Raw genomic sequence first — 20,541 nt, 5'->3', positions numbered from 1 at the left:
GCGCCTCAAAGACCAGACGAACAGCGCGTTCCCGCAGCTCAGGGGCATACTTCCTCGGTGGTGCCATAACTCCTCACCCTTCCAGGTATCGGAGCCTCCAACCAACTCGGGCTGGCCCATCGTTCAGTCGGTCCCGACGTGGCGGCTCGTTCTTGTAGGGACTGATCCCGAGATCTTCCCAAGGGAAGTCCACCAGTGCCCAGGACCAGCCAGGTCCCTCGCCGATGGTCTGCACCGCGCCTCCTTCGAAGGTCACTTGATGCGCCGGGCATCCTCACCAGGATCAAATATCGCTCTGACCTGCGCCAGTTTCAAGAACTGGACCTCGGAGGAGGGCGATGTTCCTCACCCACAGGCCTCGAGGTGGGGCACCCGTCGGCGGGCGGTTCGCTGTTCTGGGGCGACGCAGAGATCGGCGACGGTGGGAGGTGGGATCGCGGTTCTCCTTGCGCCCGGGACGCGATGATGGCCGTGGTGGGCGGGTCACGGTGAACAGGCCGCTGGGCTGAAGGTCGGTCAGGGCTTCTCGTGGTCGCGTTCGTAGGCGTCCCGGTGCGGTCTCAGCAGGACGGGGCCGGTACAAGCATGGGAGGGCTGGAGTTCGACCAGGGACGCCACCCGCCGCTGCACTCCAGGACGGAGGCCCGCCGCTCGGATACGGGTCCGGAGCCGCCCACGCCCAGACCGCACCCGCGTCAGGGAGTCACGAAGCCGTGCTGCACACGAGGTTGCCGACAGCGGCTCGCGCGCGATCGATGTCAGTCGAAGGAGCGCTTCGCCTTTGTGTTCGCGTCCTCTTCCTCCACGAATCGGTCGATGTACTCACGGAGCTTGTTGTTGCCCGGGTCGGCGAGGGAAGGGCCACCGATCACATAGACCTCGTACTCGCTGTCCGGTGAGCCGGTGTAGATGAGCCGGGGGCGGTTGTCGCCGGCCCAGAGGATGCGCAGATTGGGGAACTCGGTGACGCCGGTGCCGTGCAGGCGGAACCCCCATCTGGCTGCGTCGTGGACGACTTGCTCGAGTTGCTGTCGATAGGCGGGATCGGGCTGTTCGTCGTCCGGTCCGGTCTGGGTGAGCCCGTCGAGGGATTCCTGGACATCGTGGGTGGCGTCGGCGAGGTCGGCTTGGGCTTCGCCCCAGGACACGCGTTGGACCCGGGAAAGAAGACGGCCCAGAGATCGGCGGAAGATGACGCCGAGAAGGACGGCGGTGATCGGCCAGGCGAGGCGTCCGGTCATTGAGTCGATGAACTGCAAGTTCGTCATGATGTCCCGTCGATGGTCGGTCGGGCGGTGCTGTGAGCCTGGTCCAGACCGAGGGCTTGCCGCAGGCCGCCGTCCGCGGCGTTCATCGATTCCTTGTACTGGCCCATCCTGGCCTCACCACGGTGCATGGCCGACAACTCCGAATCCGTCCAGGTCAAGCTCTGCATGTCGCAGCTCCAGGAGCCGTCCTTCTTGGCGCCTACTGGACATCCCAGGTGGGTGGCCTCGCTCGGCGGCGGGTGATGACGGCACCGCTTCGATATCCGTGCCGCAGCGGCAGGTCCTGACCTCGACGATGCGATCGGCGGACAGCAGACCTGGCCCAAGGGCCATGCGGCACCGCCATGCGGGCCGATCCTTGCTCAAGGACCATCTCCGAGGAGATCACGATGGTCGCGGCGTTCACCAGGGGCAGTTCCCAAGGGGGCACTGCTGCTCCACCGCGCCGTTTGAACCGCTCAGCTCCAGGTCCGGGTGCTGTTGATCGCTTCCTTGGCGCGGAAGGCGTCCTCGAGGTCGAGGTCGAGGAGGTGGCTGATCGCGCTAAAGCTGATGATCAGCTCGATGAGCTTGTCGCCGGCTGTGACCTGGCGTCCGCAGGGGTCGGCGGGGTCGCCGTGGAGCTTGCGGATCGCGCGGAAGAGATCACCCGCATGAGTGCCCGCACGGAGGCAAAGCGTGGTCAGGTCGGCGTCGCTACCGGAGGTGCGGGCGGCGATCGTTCGAACGTCGGCCAGGGTGGGCGCAGGACGTCCGGTCTCGATGCGTGGGCGGATGTCCTTGTGGAGGTTGATGCCGAGGCGGTTGGCGATGGAGAGGGTGAGGATGAGGCAGTCGGCCAGTTCGCTGCCCAGCGCGGCGATGTCGTGACCACCGGTGGCCGCAGCGGCCTCGTAGAGTTCGCCGAGTTCCTCACCGAGCTTGAGGCACTGGGAATCGACGCCGGGGCCGGCAAGCCCGCGCTCGGCCACCATCTTGGTGATGTACTCCTGGAGGTCGTCGAGAGTGGCGTGCTGAGGGAGCGGCTCCATGCTGGCCTCTCTGACAGGTGGTGCGGTCGGGGCCGCGAAGGCTGCGAGGCTAACAGCCGAACTTTGGGGCGCGAGGGTCAACGCGGGGGCTCGGCCTGCACGGGGCGCCTGCTGGTCTCGGCGCGAGGAGCAGGCGGTCCAGCTGTCCAGGCGACGTGCAGGGTGGCGGTGAGCTCCTCGGCCCGCTGCGCGACGGCCCGACGGCCCGACGGCCCGACGGGCCGAGGCGGGCACGGCGCTGCGGATCAGGCTGACCTGCACGGCTCGGGCGGCGCGTGCGAAGTCCCTGGTACCGACGATTTGTCCGTCGATCATCAGCGTCCAGGGCGGTGAGGGCGGCATGTGGACGGGGCCAGCGACCAGCCGGACGCGGCGGTGATCGTGGGCAGGTTGTTGAAGTAGGCGACAGGGGCGACGTGGTCCGCCACCGCTCGGACGATACCGCTCGGCCCCCTGACGGCCTCCCTGTTGTCGAGCGCAGCCCAGGTGTTCCACGGCTCTGACGTCGGCCCGGGATCTGGTCGAGGTTCGCACCTTGCACCGTTGAGCGTGGTGATATGAGAACGAGGCGACGCCGTTCACCGGGAGGAGTGCTCATGGTCGACGATGAGTTGAGGCGGGAACTTCTCCGGAGAGTCGCAGTGGACCAGGACGCCATCAAACAGTCCCCGCCGAGCCGAGGCTCGGAACCTCAGGATGCGTGGGCGGACGTGCGCACCGACAACACCGAGTGGCTGAAGGGCGTCATCAGCGAGCACGGCTGGCCAGGGGCGAGCCTGGTCGGGGAGCCGGGGGCGGAAGGCGCCTGGCTTTTGGCCCAGCATTCAGATCACGACCTGGAGTTCCAGCGGTCCTGCCTGGAGATGCTGCGCCAGGCCGTTCAGGATGGCGAGGCCAAAGCCTGGTGCCTGGCCTACCTCACCGATCGGGTCCGCGTGGCCGAAGGGCACCAGCAGGTCTTCGGAACGCAGTACACCGACAACGCGGGAAGCTGGGAACCCTACCCCATCGAAGAACCCGGCGAACTGGACCAGCGACGAGCCGCCGTCGGACTGGAGCCACACGCCGAGTACGACCAGCTGATGCGCGCAAAGCCCTGAACAAGCCGCCGTGTGGCGAACATCGCCGTTCGCGTGGTGGGCCCAACTACCGGAGCATTCGCTCATCGTGTCTGGCGCTGCCCGCCCGGGTTGCCTCGGCGGTGACGGCGGTCAGGTTGGCAGCCAGGTAGCCGGCCAGTCGAGGTGGCTTGAGGTCGACGGCGGCCAGCTCGTCGGGGTCCTGGTGCTGGTGCACCTTTTCGTTGGTGCGGGGGGGGGGGGGGTGGGGGCGGGTGAACTCCCGCCCCGCCCGCGCCGACAGGTCATAGCCCAGCAGCGCCGCGGCGAAGAAATGCTGCACACCCAGCCGGCGGACGCCCTCGCTGCCGATCCCGAGCACGTCGGTGATCAGCAGGACCTGGGTCGGGATGCCGATGGTGCCGCCGAGTTCCTCGCGTACTTCGCGGCGCAGCGCGGCTGCCACGCTCGGGTCACTGTCCTCGACCTTCCCGCCAGGTGCCACGAAGTAGGGAGAGCGGCCTGGTCTGGTCCGCTTGATCAGCACGAGCTTGCCCTCTTGCACCAGCAGCCCGCGGGCGCTGCGCTGCACGACCACTTCACCGATCACCTAGATCTCCCGTCCGACGTTGCCGGCTCACCCGTCGCGCGGGATTCCTGACCGCACCGCCAGTGGCCCCGAGAAGCAGACGGGCCTGCCTTTCCACGTTGGTGGTGTTCGGGGCGATCGGCGCCGCCCAGACCGTGCTGGCTGCCACCGGGGCCGCGACGGATGCCACCCTGGCGGTCGGATGGCGCGCGGCCCGGTCGGTGAGGATGCCACCCGCCGACAGCGCCAGCAGGTACGCCGCGTACTCGGCGACCAGCACGGTCACCACACCGGTCCCGCCGTGCGCCCGGGGCCAAGGAGCGCGACCGACAACGCAAGCCGCGTCATCGTGGAGCCCGTCCCCGACATCAGACGCCCGGATAGAAACCGCCGCAAGGCCCACGCCGACGGCACGCCCCGACGGCACGCCCCGGCGGCGCGGTCGGTTCACGTGAACACGGGAGCGATGGCGGGGGAGTGGTCACGGCAGAAGTCTCGTTCAGTGACTCGTCGGTCGCCGAGGATCAGACGAGACCGGTGGTGGGGTCAGCAGGCCGACGCTTGAGGGGCATGGCGGCGGCGGACGTGTTGGGGAAGCCCGTGGTCCCCTGACCCTCCCGGACTCAGAGCACGAGCGAGGGAGTAACTGGGACGAGATGGTTGTCGCGCAGACACGGCGTCCCGGCGCCCCTGTCGACCACCTACCGCCCCTTCTCCAGCAGATCGCTGAACGTGAGTGCAACGAGGTCAATCCTGAGGTGCTGGACGATCGCTGGCCCTGCGATGGACCCATCGCGAGACCTTGCGGCCCGTACCGAGCCCGCGATTCCCGCCACAAGGACGAGCGGTCGCTCCAGGGTCGGGCTCAAGGTTCGCTGCGGGCCTGGGTCTGGGGGCTCGGCCACCAAGCTGGCGCCTTGGTCGCGATGATGTCGGCGGCGCTGGGCAATGCGAAGGATTCGTGGCGTTCCAGGCCCTCCATGGCGTGGAGGGCGCCACATTCGCGTTCGATATGCCCTCGCTGGCCTGGGGCCGGTCGTAATCTCTTGCGAGACCGGGAGGGCGCCCCATGGGGAAGCACGGCAAAGTGGTGCCTTGCGGCATGTGCCAGGGCAAAGGGACGATCACGACCACGCACGACAGCAAGCCTGTCGAGATCACCTGCGTCGGCTGCAACGGCTCGGGGAAGCAGTGATGGCCCGCGCGGGGCGGGATGCCGTCCGGGACGCGGTCGCTGCGGTCTCCCGCAGGCAGTTCATCCCCGACGTGATCTGGGTGCGGCGTGATGACGGCTGGGCCGTGCCGGTGCGCAAGCGGGACGACCCGGAACGCTGGGCGGCCGAGTGCGACGGCGCTGACGCCGTCATCACGCAGGTCGACGACGGCGCCGCCACCGATCGCGGGATCTACGCGACGAGCTCGAGCACCATGCCGAGCATCATGGTGTCGATGCTCGAGCATCTGCGCGTCGCCGCGGGGATGCGGGTCCTGGAGGTCGGGACCGGCACGGGGTATAACGCCGCCCTGCTCGCGCGTCTCGCCGGGGCCGAGAACGTCACGTCGATCGAGGTCGATCCCGCCCTGGCCGACCGCGCCCGGAAAGTTCTCCAAGGCGCCGGGTATCCCGTCGAGGTCGTCATCGGCGACGGCACGGCTGGCTGTCCGCGCCGGGCGCCCTTCGACCGGCTCATCGCGACGGCCGCCGTCCGCCAGGTCCCCTACACGTGGGTGGAACAGGTCAGGCCGGGCGGGCTCATCGTGGTCCCGTGGACCCTCACCGTCCACCCGGAAGGCGTGTACTCGGTCCTTACCGTGAGGCCGGACGGGACGGCCATGGGCCGGTTCGTGGCGCCGGCGGCGTTCATGCCGCTGCGCGACCAGCGGGTGTCCCAGGACGAGATCCGGCAGTCCCGCGCGGCGTGGGAGCAGGCCGGCAGTCCCAGCCTCGCCCGATACAGCGTGACGGTCACCCCGGACGGGCAGACAATCCGAGTCGACCCGCCGGACGGCCCCGTCACCACTGGCCGCGAGAGCACCTGACCTCGGCGGTCTCATCTCCTCTCGCGCTCCCGCGCGTTTTGTGGAGTGCTGGTCGCTTGTGTGCTGGAATGCGTGGGGCTGTGTCGGGCTTGCGACATCATCTGCCCGTAGCCGGCCCCGACGGCCAAGGCGACCGCGGTGGCAATCCACCCGGTGCCGGTGGAGTGCAGGTACATCAGTCCCGCGCTGGCGGCTGCGGTGCGCGCGGCTGGGACAACCCAGGCCGGGAGCATCGCCTCGGCCGTGATCGTGAGTTTCATCCTCGCTCGCCTTCCCAGTGGACAGACCCGAAGGGGCGCCCTCAGGCCCACGCCGGGGTCCCGTGCCGATGATCCTCACACCCGCCTACCGGTCAGTAGAGCCGGTGGCACAGGGGTTTCGTCTTCTCCGGTTCGGTCGCCGGCAAGGGCTCGAGAACGTGTATCCGGGTGATGAAGTAACACAAGCGCGCGGACGGCGGGGAGGGCAGCTCATCGCCTTCATTTGCCGCTGGGCGGCGCGGGGACTGCGAGCTTGTCCAGTTCCGCGCGCAGCTGCTCGAGGCCATCGACGCGTCTCTCCACGACCTGTGGACGTCCCGACCCGCACCTGGTTGCGCGGCCCGCCGCATCCGTTGCGGACGGTTCGGCGACGCAGGCCCATCCATATGGGACAGAATGGTCGGGCGATGACGCCAGGTCCGCAGTCGGCACGCTCCACGGCATCCACCAGGACGTCAGGCCGTTGCGACCGAGGCCGAACTCCCCCGGAGAGCTACCAACCGATGAACCGGAAACAAAAAATCGGCTGTGGCTGCGACATCGCGGCCTTGGCCGCCGTCGCGCTCGCTGCCGGGCTGATCTTCTGGTGGTTTGCCGAACTGGACCGCCATCCCATCGAAGGCTGGCTGGACCGCCCGGACACACCCGAGCCGACCCCCAGCATCTATGGGACACCGTCCCCGACCATCATCTCCCCGAAGGGAACTCCATCCGGCACAATCACTCCCTGACCTCAAGTCGGCCGCGGTCAGCCCCTCGACGCGCCCTTCCTCGATGTCGGCCTGGCGCATCCAGTTCGACAGGCACGACTGGCTGATACCCAAGCTCTTGGCCAGCGCGGAGACCGACCTGTCGCCAGACCGCGCCAACTCGACAGCGCGACGCCGGAAACTCCGGCGGATGTGGTGAAGGCACGAGACACTTCCTTCCCAAGTTGATCAAGGTCAACTCAGATCGAGTGTCCGCGGAACGGGGGGAAGCCCACGGTGCGACCTTCCTTGGAGACGCGATCGTCTGCAGCGCGACCTTCACCAAGGACGCGGCCTCTGGCAGCGTGACCTTCTACGGGGACGCGGACTTCACCGGCGCGACCTTCCGCGGGTTCACATCCTTCAGCGACGCGACCTTCACCGAGAGGATTGCGTGCGACGGGGCTCAGGTGGGGGATCGGGGCGTGAGGCACGTGCTGCCGCCGGGGTGGCGGATCGAACCGGCCGAGGGCACCGGCGGCGTGCTGGTAGCCGACGCTCCCGCGCCGGCGAACAACTCCCCGGCGGTGCGTTGAGGACCGGGGAAGGTCGGCCGGTGACGTAGCGTGCCGCCAAGAACCAACGCGTCCTGAGGGGCACGACAACTCCCGCCGCCGAAGAGACGACACACAGCGATTCACGTCCCCGCCCAGCCCTTGCTCGTACGTGGCCGACTGCTAGGTTCCGGCCGGATCGCAAGTGGGAACGATGACTGCGTGGTCAGCGGGGTGTTCCGACTCCCGCACCATCGATCAGTAGAAAGCTGTACGGCTGGAATCGGCCTGCCCATAAGGCCTGTATGGGCTTCCCGGAGATCGATTCGATCGGGAAAGAATGTTCGTGATGCGCGATACGTCCACCCTCTATGAACAGAGGAGCATGGCGGCTTCTTGCATTGATCAATTTTCTCCTGTCGGGCCCAGGACGTCCCTGGGGGCGGTGGGGCAGCCGGGCCGGGGATGAGCGAGAGGGGCCAGTGGATGGGCAACAACACGGTCGCGGTTCGGCAGAGTATCTGGTCACTGGAGCCGGCCACGGCGTTCTCCAGCAGTGTGATGCTCAACTACGCCAAAGCGGTGGCGGTCATGCGGGGGCGGAAGCCCGATGACCCGACGAGCTGGAGCTATCAGGCGGCCATCCACGGGACGAGGGCGCCGGTGCCCCCGGGGGCCGACTGGAACCAGTGTCAGCACGCCACCTGGTTCTTCTTCCCCTGGCACCGCATGTACCTCTGGTTCTTCGAGAAGATCGTGCGGGAGGCCATCCAGGAGGCGGGGGCCGATCCCACCGGGTGGGCAGTGCCCTACTGGAACTACAGCGACGGCCCCCTGAACGTGGTCTCCACCCTGCCCTTGGCCTTCCGAACCCCCACGCTGCCCGACGGGTCCGTCAACCCTCTGTACCTGCCCTACCCGAACCGCAACGAGAACACCTCTAGCGACAAGAAGCAGGGTGTCGGACTGATCGGGGCGGGCATCAATGACGGCGGCCAGATTCCGCCGAGGTACGTCTCGCACGCCCAGGCGTTCACGCTCGGCAACTTCGGCTACCCGCCCCCGCCCGACCCAAGCTTTGGAGGGCCGCAGACAGGCTTCCAGCACGAGGGGTCCGACTTCGGCCAGCTCGAGCTGCTTCCCCATAACCCGGTCCACGTCTTCACCGGGGGCTACAACGAACTGGCCGACTGCACCAAGGGCTGGATGACTGACCCGGACTGCGCGGCGGCAGATCCAGTCTTCTGGGCCCACCACAGCAACATCGACCGGCTGTGGAAGCGCTGGCTGGACACCCCGGGCCACTTGAACCCGACCGATCAGTCCTGGCTGAGCCGGTCCTTCCGGTTCTACGACCCCGATCGCAAGGGGTTCGTCACTATGACCGCCAACGACGTCCTGGACACTGTCGCCCAACTGGGCTACGGCTATGAGGATGACCCTGCACCCGTCTCCCTCGCATTGCGGCCCGCTGTGGCCGCAGTCCCGGCACCTCCGGCCGTGACCCGCACCACGCTCGCCTCGGCAGGGCCCCTTCATCTGTCGCCGACGACGGTCAGCATCACAGGCACGGTGACCACGCCGCCGCCGGGGGCGCAGGCCCTGCTGGCGGCCGGCCCCGGCGAACCCCGGCACCTGAGCCTGAACCTGAAGAACGTGGAGCGGGAGCAGGACGCCCCCCTCGTCTTCGACGTCTACCTCAACCTGCCCGACGACCAGCCGCCCCATGACAAAACGATCTACTACGTCGGCCCCATGGCCTTCTTCGGCAACGGCCACCACCACGGCATGGACATGGGCGACACCACCGAGCACCATGCAGGCATGAGCTTCTCCTACGGGATCACCAACCTGGTACAGGAGCAGCGGGCCCAGGGGGCCTGGTCAGACACCTCGTTCCGGGTGACCCTGATCGTAGGCGGACACCGCGAGGAGGGTACGCCCCCACCACCGGCAATGGTGCACATCGGCTCGGTGACCATCACGGCGGAGTAACGAGCAGACGGCGGGATACTTGGCCCGGGGCGCAGTGAGCCCCTTCAGTGAGCTTGGACCTCGCGGGGCTGTGGGACGTGGACGGCTTCGGTGAGGTGGCCGACGCGGTGTGGCTCTGCTCGGTCACTCACCGCTGAACACGTCGGCGCGGTACTTCCGCGCAGGCACCGGCGAAGTCGCCGCCGTCATCGAGCAGGTCTTCGACCAGTAGGCCATCCGTGCTGCCGACGGTTCGGTCTTCCTGGTCGATTCCAAAGTCTGGAAGGTCAACCTTGCGAACCGCGAACCCTGACCTCCGACGAGAATCGGACGTTCCAGCAAGGGCAGGAGCGTGGGCGGGCCGCCGCGGGCATGGTGCTGGCGGAGTGCCGCATCCGGCTGCCCGTCGGCGATAGAGAACCGATGCGCCCGCGCTATCCGTGGGGCAGCCACTTCGCTGGGCGGCATCTTCAACCGCCGGATCATTCCTGGGCGGCCGCCGGGCCGGAGCGCGGTTGCAGAGCCGCCTGGATCTCGGGCCTGTTCCATGTCCGCGTCCGTCGGGTGATCACGAATGGTTAGCGCTGGGTGGGCTCGGCGCGTCTGGCTGCGCGCCCGTGAACCTGGCCTTGCGGTGTGGGGCCTGCCCCCAGGTCACGGCCCAGACCAGCATCCCCAATGCGGCGGCCTGGATCAGGCCACCGGCCGTCGCCCTCACGATGTAGCCCTTGGCACCCCAGCCGGTGAACGGCCCGCCCGGCAGCAGCTGTCCGAGCGGCAGATCGACCAGCAGTCCCAGCGGGATGTAGTCCACCTGCGTGCTCTCCGGGTCGGTCCAGGTCAGGAACCCCATCGCCGTCACGACCGCCGCGTACGGGCCCGCCACCACACCGGCCACTCCGGCCCGCCAGCAATTCGCCATGCCGATCATGCTGGCCGTCGTGAGGGCGCCTGGCTTGAGTACTTGTACTCAGTGCAGTTACTCAACCAAATTCCGCCCAGACATCTGATCCGCTGTTCCGCAGCAAGTTCGCCGGGTGGGGGCCTGCTCTCGTAAACGGTTCTCGGCGCCAGGGGCGTGCGTGCGCGGCGGTTTCGCCAAGGCCGAGCGTCAAGGCCGGTCAGGGCGACCGGGCCGCGGTTCTCATGGCCACCATCGCTGGGGTGGATGAGTACTGGGTTGGGAGACCTCGAGATCGGGCCAGGGCCAGGTGGTGGCCGCCGCCCCAGTCGCCGGACAGCCGGCCGAGCGCGGGAGCCGCGCGCCGCGGCCCCCGGTGGCATGCGGCTGCGGAGCTGCTCTGAGGGCACGGGCGAACTTGAGCGGAGGGGGAGCGCGACGCGCCGCCGGGGGGGCCGTGGAACCCGGCCGGGGCGATCCCCCTTAGAGGGCAGCCGTCTCGGTTTCGTGCGAGGGTTGTGCTGACTGTGCGGCACGGTTCGGGAGCGACGACCGGGGTGACCACGATGCCTCTTGAGGGCGACTACGAGCCGAGTCCGGCGCAGTGGATTCGCGACCAGGTTGAGCTGTATGAGAGTTCGGGCGGCACGCGGGGCACGACGCTGTGGGACACGGGCCTGCCCGTCGTCATCCTCACCACGCGCGGTGCCAAGAGCGGCAAGATCCGCAAGATCCCGCTGATGCGTGTGGAGCACCAGGGGCGGTACGCGGCCGTGGCCTCCAAGGGCGGCTTCCCCCGCCACCCGCTCTGGTACTTCAACCTCGTCTACGACCCGCACGTGGAACTCCAGGACGGGCCCGTACGCCAAGACATGACGGCCCGTGAGGTCACCGGGGACGAGAAGGCCCGGTGGTGGGAGCGCGCGGTCGCCGCGTACCCGCCGTACGCCGAGTACCAGGAGATGACCGACCGCGTGATTCCCGTGTTCGTGCTGGAACCCGTGCCTGGGCCGAGTCACGCGCCCGTGCCTCGATCCCGTTGAGCCTGCTGACCAGGGTTGACCGGAGAAGCAGCGCCGCGCCGGGCAGGGCGTGGTCGATCCCGAGCAGGTCGCGGATGAGTGCGGCGATGCGGCCGAGGGGCCACCGCTGGTCGTCGATGTAGCCGGGCGTGGTGGGGGTGGTCATGCAAGTGATCAACTTCTTGTGATGGGTCCGACGAGCATTGGCCGGTCGAGCATGTCGGGCGTGAACGGGACCCCGGTGACCTTCGCCGCCAAGGCGAAGCCCCTGGGAACGGCGGTGTTGTAGTTGTTCTCCCAGGCGACATCCCATACGGCGTCGTCCTGGGGCCGGTCCAGACCCATCCCCAGGTCCAGCATGAAACTTTTGAGCCGGTCGGGATCGGAGCCGTAGCGCTCGTGTGGGTGTCGCAGCCGGTAGCCGTTGACGATCGTGCCGTCGATCGCGTACTCGAAGCTGTGCTCGGCGGCGTAGTCGTGCCGGGTCACCGCCACCACCTCACAGCCGCGCGACAGTCCGGCCACCAGCTGGTGGTCGGTGACCCACCAGCCGCAGGGCTCGATCGCCACGCACCACTCGCCCGCTTGGAAGGCGCCGACGTAGCCGCCGCCGTCCCCACCTCGGGTCACGTCGACGAACTCGAAGGCTCGCTGGCTGAGCCCGCTGAAGTCCGACTGCTCACCAGAGTCCTCGCCCTGGCTGAAACGGCGTATCACTCCCGTCGGGTCGAGCCCGTGGAAGAAGGCCACGCTGAAGATCACTCCAAGGGGGCCGCCACCTTCGGTCTCGGACATGTTGAGCCACTGGAACGGGGCCAAGGGGTCGCTTGTGGTCATCGGGGCATGGTGACAGGCCAGGCCGACAATCAGCCGAAATCGACCGGCCGATGCCGACCTGCCCCTTGCCCCTTCCGGGCCTGCATGGTCTGCCCCCCTTCACGGAGCATCAGCGTGCCCCGCTGCGCGGCGACGGCATTGAGCCGGCCCCGGCGCGGCGTGGCGAGCGCGGCCGCGAGCGCGACGGCATCGCACAGGGCGTTCGGGCTGAGCCGCCTGGGGCGCGGCTCAGCCGGTTGAGTCATCTTGTCCATCGCCCGCTCCCGATCTCGGCTCGCGGGCTTTGGTTCCCCCGAGAGCGGGATGCCTCCCAGACCGTTCCTGAATCTGTTCCAGGTGGCGGTTCAGGTGGGGGGGTGTTGGGGGTGGGCGGTGGTCAGGGTGGTGTTGTAGCGGTGTAGGAGGAGGACGGCGGTGGCGGCGAGGCCGGTGAGGAGTCCGAGCCAGATGCCCACCGTGTCCAGGTCGAGGGTGTGGGCGAAGAGCCAGGCGGAGGGGAGTCCGATGGCCCAGTAGCCGATCAGGGTGATGCGGAAGCCGCTCTTGGTGTCGCCCAGGCCGCGGAGGAGACCGACGCCGATGTTCTGCGCGCAGTCGAAGAACTGGAGGAACGCGGTGACGGCCAGCAGGTGGGTCGCGATGGTGAGGGCCCGGTCGGATCCGGTGTCCAGGAAGGGGGTCAGGAGCAGGCGGGGCAGGGTGAGGTAGCCGAGGCCGACGACGGTCATGACGGCGGCGGCGCAGGCCAGGGCGGTGTTCCTGACCCGGCGGGGTCCGTCGTCGTTCCCGAGGGCGAGTTCGCGGCTGACGTTGATGGACGCGGCGTGCGACAGGCCGACGGCGACCTGGAAGACGATGTAGACGAGCTGGTTGACGGCGGTGTGCGCGGCGAGCGCGTCGGGGCCGAAGGAGCCGGCCATCAGGGCGGTGACGAAGAAGAACCCGGCCTCGGAGCCGTAGGTGGCGGCGATCGGGACACCGAGGCCGAGCAGGCGTCGGAGGGTGGCGGCGTCCGCGCGGGTGATGTCGAGGGTCAGGAACGGCGCCAGTTCGTCGTCTCTTCTCGCGGTGAGGTAGAGCGCGAGGAAGGACAGGAGGTGGACGGCGGAGGTGGCGACGCCGATGCCGGTGAGGCCGAGCCGGGGCAGGCCGAGTGCGCCGTGGATGAGCGCCCAGTCGAGTCCGGCGTTCACGGCGATGGACGCCAGGGTGATCCGCAGCAGCGCCTGGGGGCGGCGCATCCCGACGGTGAACTGACGTATCGCCTGGAACCACAGGCAGGGGAGCAGACCGGGGGCGAGGGCGTACAGCAGGGTGCGGGTGAGGTCGACGACGGCGGCGTCCTGGCCGAGGCGGGGCAGGAGGTGGCCGATGAGGACCATCGCGGCGGCGCCGGCGACGCCGGTGAGGGTGGCGACGGCGAGACTGGCCCGGACGATGGCCCTGATCTCGGCGTGACCGTGCTCCGCCGGGGCGCTCCCGTTCGCCTGTTCGGCGCGGGCGGCGGCCGCGGCGATCTGGTTGCCGGCGGCGGTTCCCAGGCCGACGCCCATGGTGCGGATCTGGTTGAAGATCACCAGGGCCAGGCCGCCTGCCGCGAGTTCGCCGGTGCCCAGCAGGCCCATCATCACCGTGTCGGTGGTCGTCAGGGCGACCTGGGCGAGCTGGGTGAGGACGAGGGGGACGGCGAGCGCGGCGAGGGCGCGGCCGTCGCGAAGCAGTGCGGGCAGCATCGAGGGTTACCGGTCCTGGCGGTGTTCGGGGGAGGAGGGCGTCGGTATCACGCCGGGCTCGGGAGCACGCGGGCCTCGACGTGGAAGCCGAACGCTAACAGTTAAGTTAGGTTAGGCAAACCTGAGTAAATGGGGTGCCGGGTCGGTGACCTGGCACATGGCCTCCGGTTCGCGGCGCGGCCTTGCGAAGATCGCGCTAGTTAGGATAGGCAAACCTAACTAGATTGTCGGCTTCGGTGGATCGGGGACGTACGTGAACATGAACAGGCGCCAGGCGCTGTGGGCCGGCGGAGCGCTGGGGGTCGGCGCCCTGCTCGCCGCCTGCTCCTCGAGCGGAGGCGGCACCTCGTCCGCTTCGTCGGCCGGAGACGGCGCACCCAGGAAGGGCGGCACGCTGCGCGTCGGGGCGCTGGGGCGGGCGAGCGCGATCACCCGCGACCCGCACGGCACCCAGGCCAACGAGAGCGACTACCTGGTCATCGCCCTGGTCTTCGACACCCTGACCGTCCCGGGAGCCAAGGCCAACGTCGCGCCGCGCCTGGCCGCCTCATGGGAGCCCTCGGCGGACCTGAAGACCTGGCGGTTCCGGATCGACAAGGGCGCGGTGTTCCACGACGGCACCCCGGTGACCGCCGAGGACGTGGCGTGGTCGCTGAAGCGGCTGCGCGGCACACCGTCCGGCGCCGCGCGCCTGCCCGGCGTCCAGGCCGGGAACATCCGCGCGGAGGGCGCGGACACCGTCGTGCTCGTCTCCGACTACGCCAACGCCGAGTTCCCGATGCTGACGCGCTTCGCCTCGTTCGTGATGAAGAAGGACACCAAGGACGCCGAGGTCGCCAAGGCCCCCGGCACCGGCCCGTTCAAGCTGGACTGGTACCGGGGCGGCAACGCCCGCCTGGTGCGCAACGACCGGTGGCACGGCTCGCCTGTGCACCTCGACGCGATCGAGGTCACCATGTTCGAGACCCCGCAGGCGATGGCCAACGCCCTGCTCACCGGCCAGATCGACCTCGCCTCCAACGCCGGCGCGGTCGCCGCGCGCACCGCCGCGTCGCGCCGGGACGTCCAGGTGCTGCGCCGCCCCAACGACATGGCCATGCCGATCGTCATGCGCACCGCGCGGCCGAGCCCGTTCGCGGACGAGCGGGTGCGTGAGGCGATGCGGCTGGTCGTCGACCGGGACGTGATGGTCAGGCAGGTCCTGTCCGGGTACGGCACGGTCGCCAACGACATCCTCGGCACCGGCGACCCGGACTACGCCAAGGACATCCCGCAGCGCGGACGGGACCTGGCGAAGGCCCGCCGGCTGCTGGCCGACGCCGGATTCGACCTGTCCAGGACCTACGAGCTGGTCACCACCGAGGACGTCCCCGGACTCGCCGACTCCGCGACCCTGTTCGCCCACCAGGCCGCCGACGTCGGCGTCAGGATCAAGGTCGTCAAGCAGGAGTCCGGAACGTTCTGGGCCAAGACCTGGAAGACCGGCGACCTCTACACGTCCTACTGGGGCACCAACGACTCGGCCGTGTTCTTCGCCGCCAAGACCATGGTCGGCGAAGCCGGCCAGAACGAGGCGGGCTGGAACGACCCCGGATTCGACGCCGCCTACCGCAAGGTCATCGGCACCGCCGACACCGGCAAGCGCGCCGCGGCGCTGAAGGAACTCCAGCGGATCGAGCACGACCGCTCCGGCTACCTGCTGTGGGGCATGGCCGACGGCATCGACCTGGCCGCCGCGAAGGTCCGGAACCTGCCCCGGCTCGCCGGATACGGGCGCGTCCAGCTCGAAGGCGTGTGGCTGCGTTGAGCCGACCGGCCGACACCGGCGCGCGCCGGGCCGCACATCTCGCCCTGCGCGCCGCGGCCCCCGCCGGACGCCGGGCGTTGCTGCTGGTCGTGTTGCTCGCGGCGGTGTTCACGGCGGTCGAGCTGCTGCCGGGGGACGCGGCGGGCAACTCGGCCGAACGCGGCGAGAGCGCGGCCGACCTCGCCGCCCGCCGCCACCTGCTCGGCCTGGACCGGCCGCTGTGGGAGCGGTTCGCCGACTGGATGGGCGGACTGCCCACCGGCGACCTCGGCACCTCGGCCCACGGGCAGAAGGTCACCGCGCTGCTCGCCGACCCCCTGCCCAACACCCTCGTCCTGGCCGTGACCGCGTTCCTGCTCACCGTGGCCCTGTCCCTGCTGCTGGGCTGCTGGGCCGCCGCACGTCCCGGCCGGCCGGCCGACCGCGTCATCGGGCACGCCTCGACGGCCGCGTTCGCGCTGCCCGAGTTCGTGGTGTCGGCCGGGCTGCTGCTGGTCCTGTCCCTGTGGACGGGCTGGCTGCCCGCCGTCACGGTGACCGGCGGCGACGGCCGGCCCGCCACCTGGACGATGCTGGTCCTGCCCGTCCTCGCCCTGGTCATCCCGCAGACCGGCTGGAACACGCGCGTGGTGCGCGGCGCGCTCGCCGACCAGGCGTCCACCCCGCATGTGCAGGCCGCCCACCTGGACGGCCTGCCCCCGCACCGCGTCCTGCTGCGGCACCAGCTGCCCGGCGCGGTCCCGGCCATCGCCACCGGCGTCGCCACCTCCACCGGCCTGCTGTTCGGCGGGGCGGTCGTGGTGGAGACCCTGTTCAACTACCCGGGCATCGGAACCGTCCTCGCCAGCGCGGTCGCCGCGCGCGACACACCGCTGATCGCCGGGGTCGTCATGTGCGCCGGAGCCGTCATCAGCCTCGTGCTGCTGGCCGCCGACCTCGTCCGACACGCCACCCTCGGAGCCCGCACATGACCGCACCACCCGCGGCCGTCCCACGGCCGGCCGCACCACGCCGGTCCCCGGGCCGGGTGAAGGCCGCCATGTTCGCCGTGTCGGTGAGCCTGCCCGCGCTCGCGGCCCTGGCCGGGCCGCTGATCTCCCCGCACGGCATCGACACCCCCGTCACCGCGCCGTTCGGCGCACCCGGCGCGGGCGTCCCGCTCGGCGGGGACCAACTCGGCCGGGACGTGCTGAGCCGCGTCCTGCACGGCGGGACCGCGCTGATCGCGAGCGCCCTGCTGGTCGCCGTCGTCACCACCCTGACCGCCGCGCTGATCGGCTGCGTCGCGGTGCTGCGTCCCCGCCTCGGCCGCCTGGTCGAACGCGGCGCGGACGTCGCGATCCTCCTGCCGCCCCTGCTGGGCATCATGCTCGTCGCCCTGGCCTGGCCCGGCGGCGGACGCCGGGCCGTGATCGCCGCCGCCGTCGTCCTCGGCGTGCCCTACGCGATCCGGATCGTCGCCGCCGCCGCGTCGCCCCTGGCCACGGCCGGCTACGTCGAGGCGGCGCTGAGCCGAGGCGAGTCCACCGCCTACATCGCCTGGCGCGAGATCCTGCCCAACCTCCGCGCCACCGTCCTCACCCTCTTCGGACTGCGGTTCGTCGAGGCCGTCTACGTCATCTCGATGGCCGGATTCCTCCAGATCGGACCCCGGCCGCCCGCGTCCGACTGGTCGCTGATGATCCGCGAGAACGCCCCCGGTGCCCTCCTCAACCCCTGGGCCGTGATCGCGCCCAGCCTCGCGATCGCCGGCCTGGCCATCGCCGTCAACCTGCTCACCCACTCCCTGGCCCCCGACACCACAGCGAAGGCGGTCACCCGCTCATGAGCGACCGCGCCCCCGCCCGCACCGGCACGGCAGGCACGTCCGAGGCCCCTGTCGCCGCCGTCAGCGACCTGCTGATCCGCCTTCCCGAAGGACCGGTCCTGCTGCCCGCGACCACCGCGCGGATCCACGCCGGGCGGATCACCGCACTGACCGGCGCGTCCGGATCGGGCAAGACCACGCTGCTGCGCGCGCTCGTCGGCGACCTTCCCCCGGGCGCCGCGGCCACCGGCACCATCGAGGTCCTCGGCCGCACCCCGCACCTCCTGCCCGCAGGCGAACTGCGCCGCCTGCGCCGCACCGCCGTCGCCTACGTCGGCCAGGACCCCGGCTCCGCCCTCAACCCCCGCATGACCGCGCGCCGCCTGGTCGCCGAACTCGCCACCGACCCCTCCCGCGGCCAGACCCTCCGGCTGCTGGCCGAATGCTCCCTGCCCGCCGACTCCGGGATCGCCGACCGCAGACCCACCGCCCTGTCCGGCGGCCAGCAACGCCGCGTCGCCCTCGCCCGCGCCCTGGCCCGCGACCCTGAGATCCTCCTGCTGGACGAGCCGACCGCCGGACTCGACGCCACGGCACGCGACGACATCGCCCGCCTGCTGCGCCACCTGGCCACCGGCCGGAACCTGGCCGTCGTCATCGCCACCCACGACCCGCACCTGGTCGAGACCTGCGCGGACCACACCATCGACCTCACCCGCACCCGCACCCGCGCCGACCGGGGCGTTCCCACGCCACGCGCCGCGTCCGACCGTCCCACGCCGGCCTACACCCGGCCCACCAAGGTCGACGTCCGGCCCGGCACCGTCGACACCTCCGGTCCTCCCGCCGGCGACGGCCTCGCCGCCCTCGGAATCGACGCGTTCTTCCAAGGCCGCCACCGGCGGCGGCATCCCGCCCTGTCCGGCGTCGCATTCCACGCGGCACCAGGCTCGGCCACCGCGATCACCGGCCCCTCAGGCTCGGGCAAGACCACCCTGCTGCGCGTCCTGGCCGGACTCCACCCCGCCCACACCGGGCACCTCACCCTGGACGGCCGCCCCCTGGCCGCCCACGTGCGCCGCCGGACCCGAGAACAGCAGCGCCGGATCCAGCTCGTCCCCCAGAACCCCATGGCCGCGCTCAACCCCCGGCACACCGTCGCCCAACAGCTGACCCGCCCCCTGCGCCTGCACACCGACCTGCCCAGAAGCGCCCGCGCCGACCGCATCGCCGAACTCCTCGACCAGGTCGGCCTCCCCGCCGGCCACGCCTCCCGCCGCCCCGGCGAACTGTCCGGCGGCCAGCGCCAACGCGTCTCCATCGCCCGCGCCCTCGCAGCAGGCCCCGACATCCTGCTCTGCGACGAGGTCACCTCCGCCCTCGACACCGACACCGCCGCCGACATCATGGACCTCCTCACCCACCTGCGCGCCGAGCACCGGACCGCCCTGGTCGTGGTGTCCCACGACCACCACCTGGCCGCCCGCCACACCGACACCGTCCACATCCTCGGCTCCGGCCACATCACCAACACCGGCCCGACCGCAAGCCTCCTGACCTCCTGAGCGCGCGCCCCATCCCCGAGCACCTCGGGCAACCGGGCAGTTCGACGGGCCGCTGCCGGTGAGGTCGACCGCAGCCCGGGGGAGGAGGGCGCGACCCAGCCGGCCTGAGGAGTTCCGCACACCGGTCACCGACGAAGCGCCACACCCAGCCGCGCGAACCCGGAGATCTACATCCCTGCCTTCGCCGGACTGCCGACGATGGCCGGATGAACGACATGACGGCCTGACCGCGCCGGGCGGCCTCGGGATACTCACCAGGCGGAGGAACCTGATCTCCGAAGCTTCACGTACTGCCGGATGCGCAGCACGTCATCGGGGAAGCAGCTGTCCCAGCCCTGGTCCAGCCGCATCCACGCCGCGGGCTGCCCGTCCTCCGCGATCAGCGGCTGTTCCGGGTCGCCGATCGCGGCATAGGGGAGGGACAGCGTCACCGGCAGACCCGGGCCGAACGACCGCACCGCCACCGCGGCGGGCCGCCCCAGCAGCCGTGGCCGCAGCCCGGTCTCCTCGGCCAGTTCCCGGGCCGCGCCATCACGCGGACACTCTCCGGGCTCGACCTCGCCACCTGGCGGGACCATCCCGCGCCAGGGATGCCTGACCAGCACGATCTGCTCCAGGGCCGCATCCAGGACCCACACCTCGGCGCCCAGCGGCTCCATGGCGCCGGCCAGCGCGGACCGCAACCAGGCCCTGGCCTGGTCGAACTCCAGCGTCGCGCTCCCGGCGTCGGCCACGGCTGCATCAAGCGGACGCTGCTCGAACACGCTACGGATCACGGCGGCAGGCTATAGACCGCCACCGACACCACCCGGCCGCAGCAGCCGAGGCCCGTTAGAGTCCGGCCCCGACCGACCATGCGTCAGGAGGGGACGGTGAACGAACCCTGCGGCGGCGAGCAGCCGGCGGACGACGAAGGCCTGTTCCGTAGTTACTACCTCCTCGAATTCCTCTTCGAGGAAACGCCGAGCAACTTCGACATGGGGTACCTGTCGTCCGACCCGGCCGAGATTCGCGCCGCGCTGGTGGACCAGTACGAACATCGTCGATGGGGTGGATTCGGCGAGCAGGTATGCCTCTGGGTGGCTCAGCGCGGAACGCTCACACACGCCTACGACCTGAACCCGCTCATCCGCACCCCCTGCCGTGACGGAGTCGTCCGGTCGCTGGCCGAGATCCGAGAGATCTACGCGGCCGGACGATTCGACAACGACAAGCACTACACGGCAGGGACGTTCACCAGCGACCTGGACGCCGTCACCGCACCGTTGCCGGCCCTCGCGGCGCCGCTGGCCCGACCCGGAGAAGAAGACCTCGTCCTCCTGGTGCCGGACGAACTCGAACACGACGTGCCGCTATCCATCGACGACCAGGAATGGCTCGGCCATGGCTGGACGGACGTCCACTGA

At 70.1% G+C, this 20,541-nt stretch carries 22 protein-coding genes and 1 pseudogene; 11 read left to right on the top strand and 12 right to left on the bottom strand.

Going from position 1 to position 20,541, the window contains the following annotated elements; all coding sequences use genetic code 11:
* Positions 1-758 precede the first annotated feature (758 nt).
* The 3 genes from EBO15_RS31130 to EBO15_RS31125 form a co-directional block, all read right to left on the bottom strand.
* The gene (locus EBO15_RS31130; RefSeq protein WP_147481738.1) at positions 759-1,259 is read right to left on the bottom strand and encodes a hypothetical protein; all 501 of its coding nucleotides are present in this window, start codon (positions 1,257-1,259) and stop codon (positions 759-761) included.
* A gap of 5 nt (positions 1,260-1,264) precedes the next feature.
* A complete protein-coding gene (locus EBO15_RS44545; protein ID WP_158628405.1) occupies positions 1,265-1,435 on the bottom strand; it encodes a hypothetical protein in 171 nt (56 codons plus the stop codon).
* A gap of 291 nt (positions 1,436-1,726) precedes the next feature.
* A complete protein-coding gene (locus EBO15_RS31125; RefSeq protein ID WP_122198043.1) occupies positions 1,727-2,299 on the bottom strand; it encodes a nucleoside triphosphate pyrophosphohydrolase family protein in 573 nt (190 codons plus the stop codon).
* 596 nt (positions 2,300-2,895) lie between these two features.
* On the opposite strand from EBO15_RS31125, the gene EBO15_RS31120 reads away from it, so the two are divergent.
* Positions 2,896-3,399 (top strand): DUF6624 domain-containing protein, encoded by a 504-nt coding sequence (locus EBO15_RS31120; RefSeq protein ID WP_122198042.1) that lies wholly within the window; start codon positions 2,896-2,898, stop codon positions 3,397-3,399.
* Between the two features lie 46 nt (positions 3,400-3,445).
* Here EBO15_RS31120 and EBO15_RS31115 read toward each other — a convergent pair whose 3' ends face one another.
* Together EBO15_RS31115 and EBO15_RS43800 are read right to left on the bottom strand one after the other, a co-directional pair.
* Complete coding sequence (locus EBO15_RS31115) at positions 3,446-3,967, bottom strand: NUDIX domain-containing protein (protein WP_199744917.1); 522 nt, start codon at positions 3,965-3,967, stop codon at positions 3,446-3,448.
* Entirely contained in the window at positions 3,957-4,232 is a 276-nt protein-coding gene (locus tag EBO15_RS43800; RefSeq protein WP_147481737.1) for a hypothetical protein, read from the bottom strand. Before EBO15_RS43800 ends, EBO15_RS31115 begins: the two co-directional genes overlap by 11 nt.
* Positions 4,233-5,140: 908 nt before the next feature.
* On the opposite strand from EBO15_RS43800, the gene EBO15_RS31110 reads away from it, so the two are divergent.
* Positions 5,141-5,986: a methyltransferase domain-containing protein gene (locus EBO15_RS31110; protein ID WP_122198041.1), complete on the top strand. Its 846-nt coding sequence runs from the start codon at positions 5,141-5,143 to the stop codon at positions 5,984-5,986.
* A gap of 11 nt (positions 5,987-5,997) precedes the next feature.
* Here the strand turns inward: EBO15_RS31110 and EBO15_RS31105 are convergent, their stop codons facing one another.
* Positions 5,998-6,246, bottom strand: a complete 249-nt coding sequence (locus tag EBO15_RS31105; protein ID WP_122198040.1) for a hypothetical protein — start codon at positions 6,244-6,246, stop codon at positions 5,998-6,000.
* Positions 6,247-6,749: 503 nt separating this feature from the next.
* Here EBO15_RS31105 and EBO15_RS46305 point away from each other — a divergent pair.
* The gene (locus EBO15_RS46305; RefSeq protein ID WP_233616547.1) at positions 6,750-6,977 is read left to right on the top strand and encodes a hypothetical protein; all 228 of its coding nucleotides are present in this window, start codon (positions 6,750-6,752) and stop codon (positions 6,975-6,977) included.
* A gap of 45 nt (positions 6,978-7,022) precedes the next feature.
* Here EBO15_RS46305 and EBO15_RS47380 read toward each other — a convergent pair.
* Positions 7,023-7,148: pseudogene (locus tag EBO15_RS47380) on the bottom strand (transposase); the annotation flags it as partial.
* Positions 7,149-7,180: 32 nt separating this feature from the next.
* On the opposite strand from EBO15_RS47380, the gene EBO15_RS31095 reads away from it, so the two are divergent.
* Positions 7,181-7,531, top strand: a complete 351-nt coding sequence (locus tag EBO15_RS31095) for a pentapeptide repeat-containing protein (RefSeq protein ID WP_122198038.1) — start codon at positions 7,181-7,183, stop codon at positions 7,529-7,531.
* A 444-nt stretch (positions 7,532-7,975) separates the two neighbouring features.
* Positions 7,976-9,484: a tyrosinase family protein gene (locus EBO15_RS31090; protein ID WP_158628403.1), complete on the top strand. Its 1,509-nt coding sequence runs from the start codon at positions 7,976-7,978 to the stop codon at positions 9,482-9,484.
* Positions 9,485-10,031: 547 nt separating this feature from the next.
* On the opposite strand, the gene EBO15_RS31085 is transcribed toward EBO15_RS31090, so the two are convergent.
* Positions 10,032-10,385 carry a hypothetical protein gene (locus EBO15_RS31085; RefSeq protein WP_147481736.1) on the bottom strand — a complete coding sequence of 118 codons (354 nt, stop codon included), beginning with the start codon at positions 10,383-10,385 and terminating at the stop codon, positions 10,032-10,034.
* A 545-nt stretch (positions 10,386-10,930) separates the two neighbouring features.
* Between EBO15_RS31085 and EBO15_RS31080 the strand changes: the two genes are divergently transcribed.
* Positions 10,931-11,407 carry a nitroreductase family deazaflavin-dependent oxidoreductase gene (locus EBO15_RS31080; RefSeq protein WP_122198047.1) on the top strand — a complete coding sequence of 159 codons (477 nt, stop codon included), beginning with the start codon at positions 10,931-10,933 and terminating at the stop codon, positions 11,405-11,407.
* A 153-nt stretch (positions 11,408-11,560) separates the two neighbouring features.
* Here the strand turns inward: EBO15_RS31080 and EBO15_RS31075 are convergent, their stop codons facing one another.
* The 3 genes from EBO15_RS31075 to EBO15_RS31065 all read right to left on the bottom strand — a co-directional run bounded on the left by EBO15_RS31075 (position 11,561) and on the right by EBO15_RS31065 (position 13,956).
* Entirely contained in the window at positions 11,561-12,181 is a 621-nt protein-coding gene (locus tag EBO15_RS31075; protein WP_199744916.1) for a DUF6461 domain-containing protein, read from the bottom strand.
* Positions 12,182-12,252: 71 nt separating this feature from the next.
* Positions 12,253-12,477 (bottom strand): hypothetical protein, encoded by a 225-nt coding sequence (locus EBO15_RS31070; protein WP_122198034.1) that lies wholly within the window; start codon positions 12,475-12,477, stop codon positions 12,253-12,255.
* Between the two features lie 90 nt (positions 12,478-12,567).
* Positions 12,568-13,956 (bottom strand): MATE family efflux transporter, encoded by a 1,389-nt coding sequence (locus EBO15_RS31065; RefSeq protein ID WP_122198033.1) that lies wholly within the window; start codon positions 13,954-13,956, stop codon positions 12,568-12,570.
* Positions 13,957-14,215: 259 nt separating this feature from the next.
* On the opposite strand from EBO15_RS31065, the gene EBO15_RS31060 reads away from it, so the two are divergent.
* Genes EBO15_RS31060 through EBO15_RS31045 form a run of 4 tightly spaced genes read left to right on the top strand, consistent with a single transcriptional unit; the run spans position 14,216 to position 19,135 of the window.
* Positions 14,216-15,763, top strand: a complete 1,548-nt coding sequence (locus EBO15_RS31060; RefSeq protein WP_122198032.1) for an ABC transporter substrate-binding protein — start codon at positions 14,216-14,218, stop codon at positions 15,761-15,763.
* Positions 15,760-16,734 carry an ABC transporter permease gene (locus tag EBO15_RS31055; protein WP_233616546.1) on the top strand — a complete coding sequence of 325 codons (975 nt, stop codon included), beginning with the start codon at positions 15,760-15,762 and terminating at the stop codon, positions 16,732-16,734. Before EBO15_RS31060 ends, EBO15_RS31055 begins: the two co-directional genes overlap by 4 nt.
* A complete protein-coding gene (locus tag EBO15_RS31050) occupies positions 16,731-17,591 on the top strand; it encodes an ABC transporter permease (protein WP_122198031.1) in 861 nt (286 codons plus the stop codon). The genes EBO15_RS31055 and EBO15_RS31050 overlap by 4 nt, the downstream gene beginning before the upstream one ends.
* Positions 17,588-19,135 (top strand): ABC transporter ATP-binding protein, encoded by a 1,548-nt coding sequence (locus EBO15_RS31045; protein WP_122198030.1) that lies wholly within the window; start codon positions 17,588-17,590, stop codon positions 19,133-19,135. The genes EBO15_RS31050 and EBO15_RS31045 overlap by 4 nt, the downstream gene beginning before the upstream one ends.
* A gap of 251 nt (positions 19,136-19,386) precedes the next feature.
* Here the strand turns inward: EBO15_RS31045 and EBO15_RS31040 are convergent, their stop codons facing one another.
* The gene (locus tag EBO15_RS31040) at positions 19,387-19,911 is read right to left on the bottom strand and encodes an NUDIX domain-containing protein (protein ID WP_233616545.1); all 525 of its coding nucleotides are present in this window, start codon (positions 19,909-19,911) and stop codon (positions 19,387-19,389) included.
* 96 nt (positions 19,912-20,007) lie between these two features.
* On the opposite strand from EBO15_RS31040, the gene EBO15_RS31035 reads away from it, so the two are divergent.
* Entirely contained in the window at positions 20,008-20,541 is a 534-nt protein-coding gene (locus tag EBO15_RS31035) for a hypothetical protein (protein WP_122198029.1), read from the top strand.

The organism is Actinomadura harenae, from assembly GCF_003696215.1.
In the GTDB taxonomy this organism is placed as follows: Bacteria; Actinomycetota; Actinomycetes; order Streptosporangiales; family Streptosporangiaceae; genus Spirillospora; species Spirillospora harenae.
Note: the sequence above shows the minus strand (reverse complement) of the source record. Positions and strands in the feature narration are given on the sequence as shown.

Excerpts from the sequence above, each read along its gene's own strand:
- EBO15_RS31065 (WP_122198033.1), bottom strand. The coding sequence starts at position 13,956 with ATGCTGCCCGCACTGCTTCGCGACGGCCGCGCCCTCGCCGCGCTCGCC.
- EBO15_RS31075 (WP_199744916.1), bottom strand. The coding sequence starts at position 12,181 with ATGTCCGAGACCGAAGGTGGCGGCCCCCTTGGAGTGATCTTCAGCGTG.
- EBO15_RS31110 (WP_122198041.1), top strand. The coding sequence starts at position 5,141 with ATGGCCCGCGCGGGGCGGGATGCCGTCCGGGACGCGGTCGCTGCGGTC.
- EBO15_RS31125 (WP_122198043.1), bottom strand. The coding sequence starts at position 2,299 with ATGGAGCCGCTCCCTCAGCACGCCACTCTCGACGACCTCCAGGAGTAC.
- EBO15_RS31085 (WP_147481736.1), bottom strand. The coding sequence starts at position 10,385 with ATGGCGAATTGCTGGCGGGCCGGAGTGGCCGGTGTGGTGGCGGGCCCG.
- EBO15_RS31105 (WP_122198040.1), bottom strand. The coding sequence starts at position 6,246 with ATGAAACTCACGATCACGGCCGAGGCGATGCTCCCGGCCTGGGTTGTC.
- EBO15_RS31070 (WP_122198034.1), bottom strand. The coding sequence starts at position 12,477 with ATGGACAAGATGACTCAACCGGCTGAGCCGCGCCCCAGGCGGCTCAGC.
- EBO15_RS31045 (WP_122198030.1), top strand. The coding sequence starts at position 17,588 with ATGAGCGACCGCGCCCCCGCCCGCACCGGCACGGCAGGCACGTCCGAG.
- EBO15_RS31050 (WP_122198031.1), top strand. The coding sequence starts at position 16,731 with ATGACCGCACCACCCGCGGCCGTCCCACGGCCGGCCGCACCACGCCGG.
- EBO15_RS31120 (WP_122198042.1), top strand. The coding sequence starts at position 2,896 with ATGGTCGACGATGAGTTGAGGCGGGAACTTCTCCGGAGAGTCGCAGTG.
- EBO15_RS44545 (WP_158628405.1), bottom strand. The coding sequence starts at position 1,435 with ATGCAGAGCTTGACCTGGACGGATTCGGAGTTGTCGGCCATGCACCGT.
- EBO15_RS31090 (WP_158628403.1), top strand. The coding sequence starts at position 7,976 with ATGGGCAACAACACGGTCGCGGTTCGGCAGAGTATCTGGTCACTGGAG.
- EBO15_RS31080 (WP_122198047.1), top strand. The coding sequence starts at position 10,931 with ATGCCTCTTGAGGGCGACTACGAGCCGAGTCCGGCGCAGTGGATTCGC.
- EBO15_RS31060 (WP_122198032.1), top strand. The coding sequence starts at position 14,216 with ATGAACAGGCGCCAGGCGCTGTGGGCCGGCGGAGCGCTGGGGGTCGGC.
- EBO15_RS46305 (WP_233616547.1), top strand. The coding sequence starts at position 6,750 with ATGAACCGGAAACAAAAAATCGGCTGTGGCTGCGACATCGCGGCCTTG.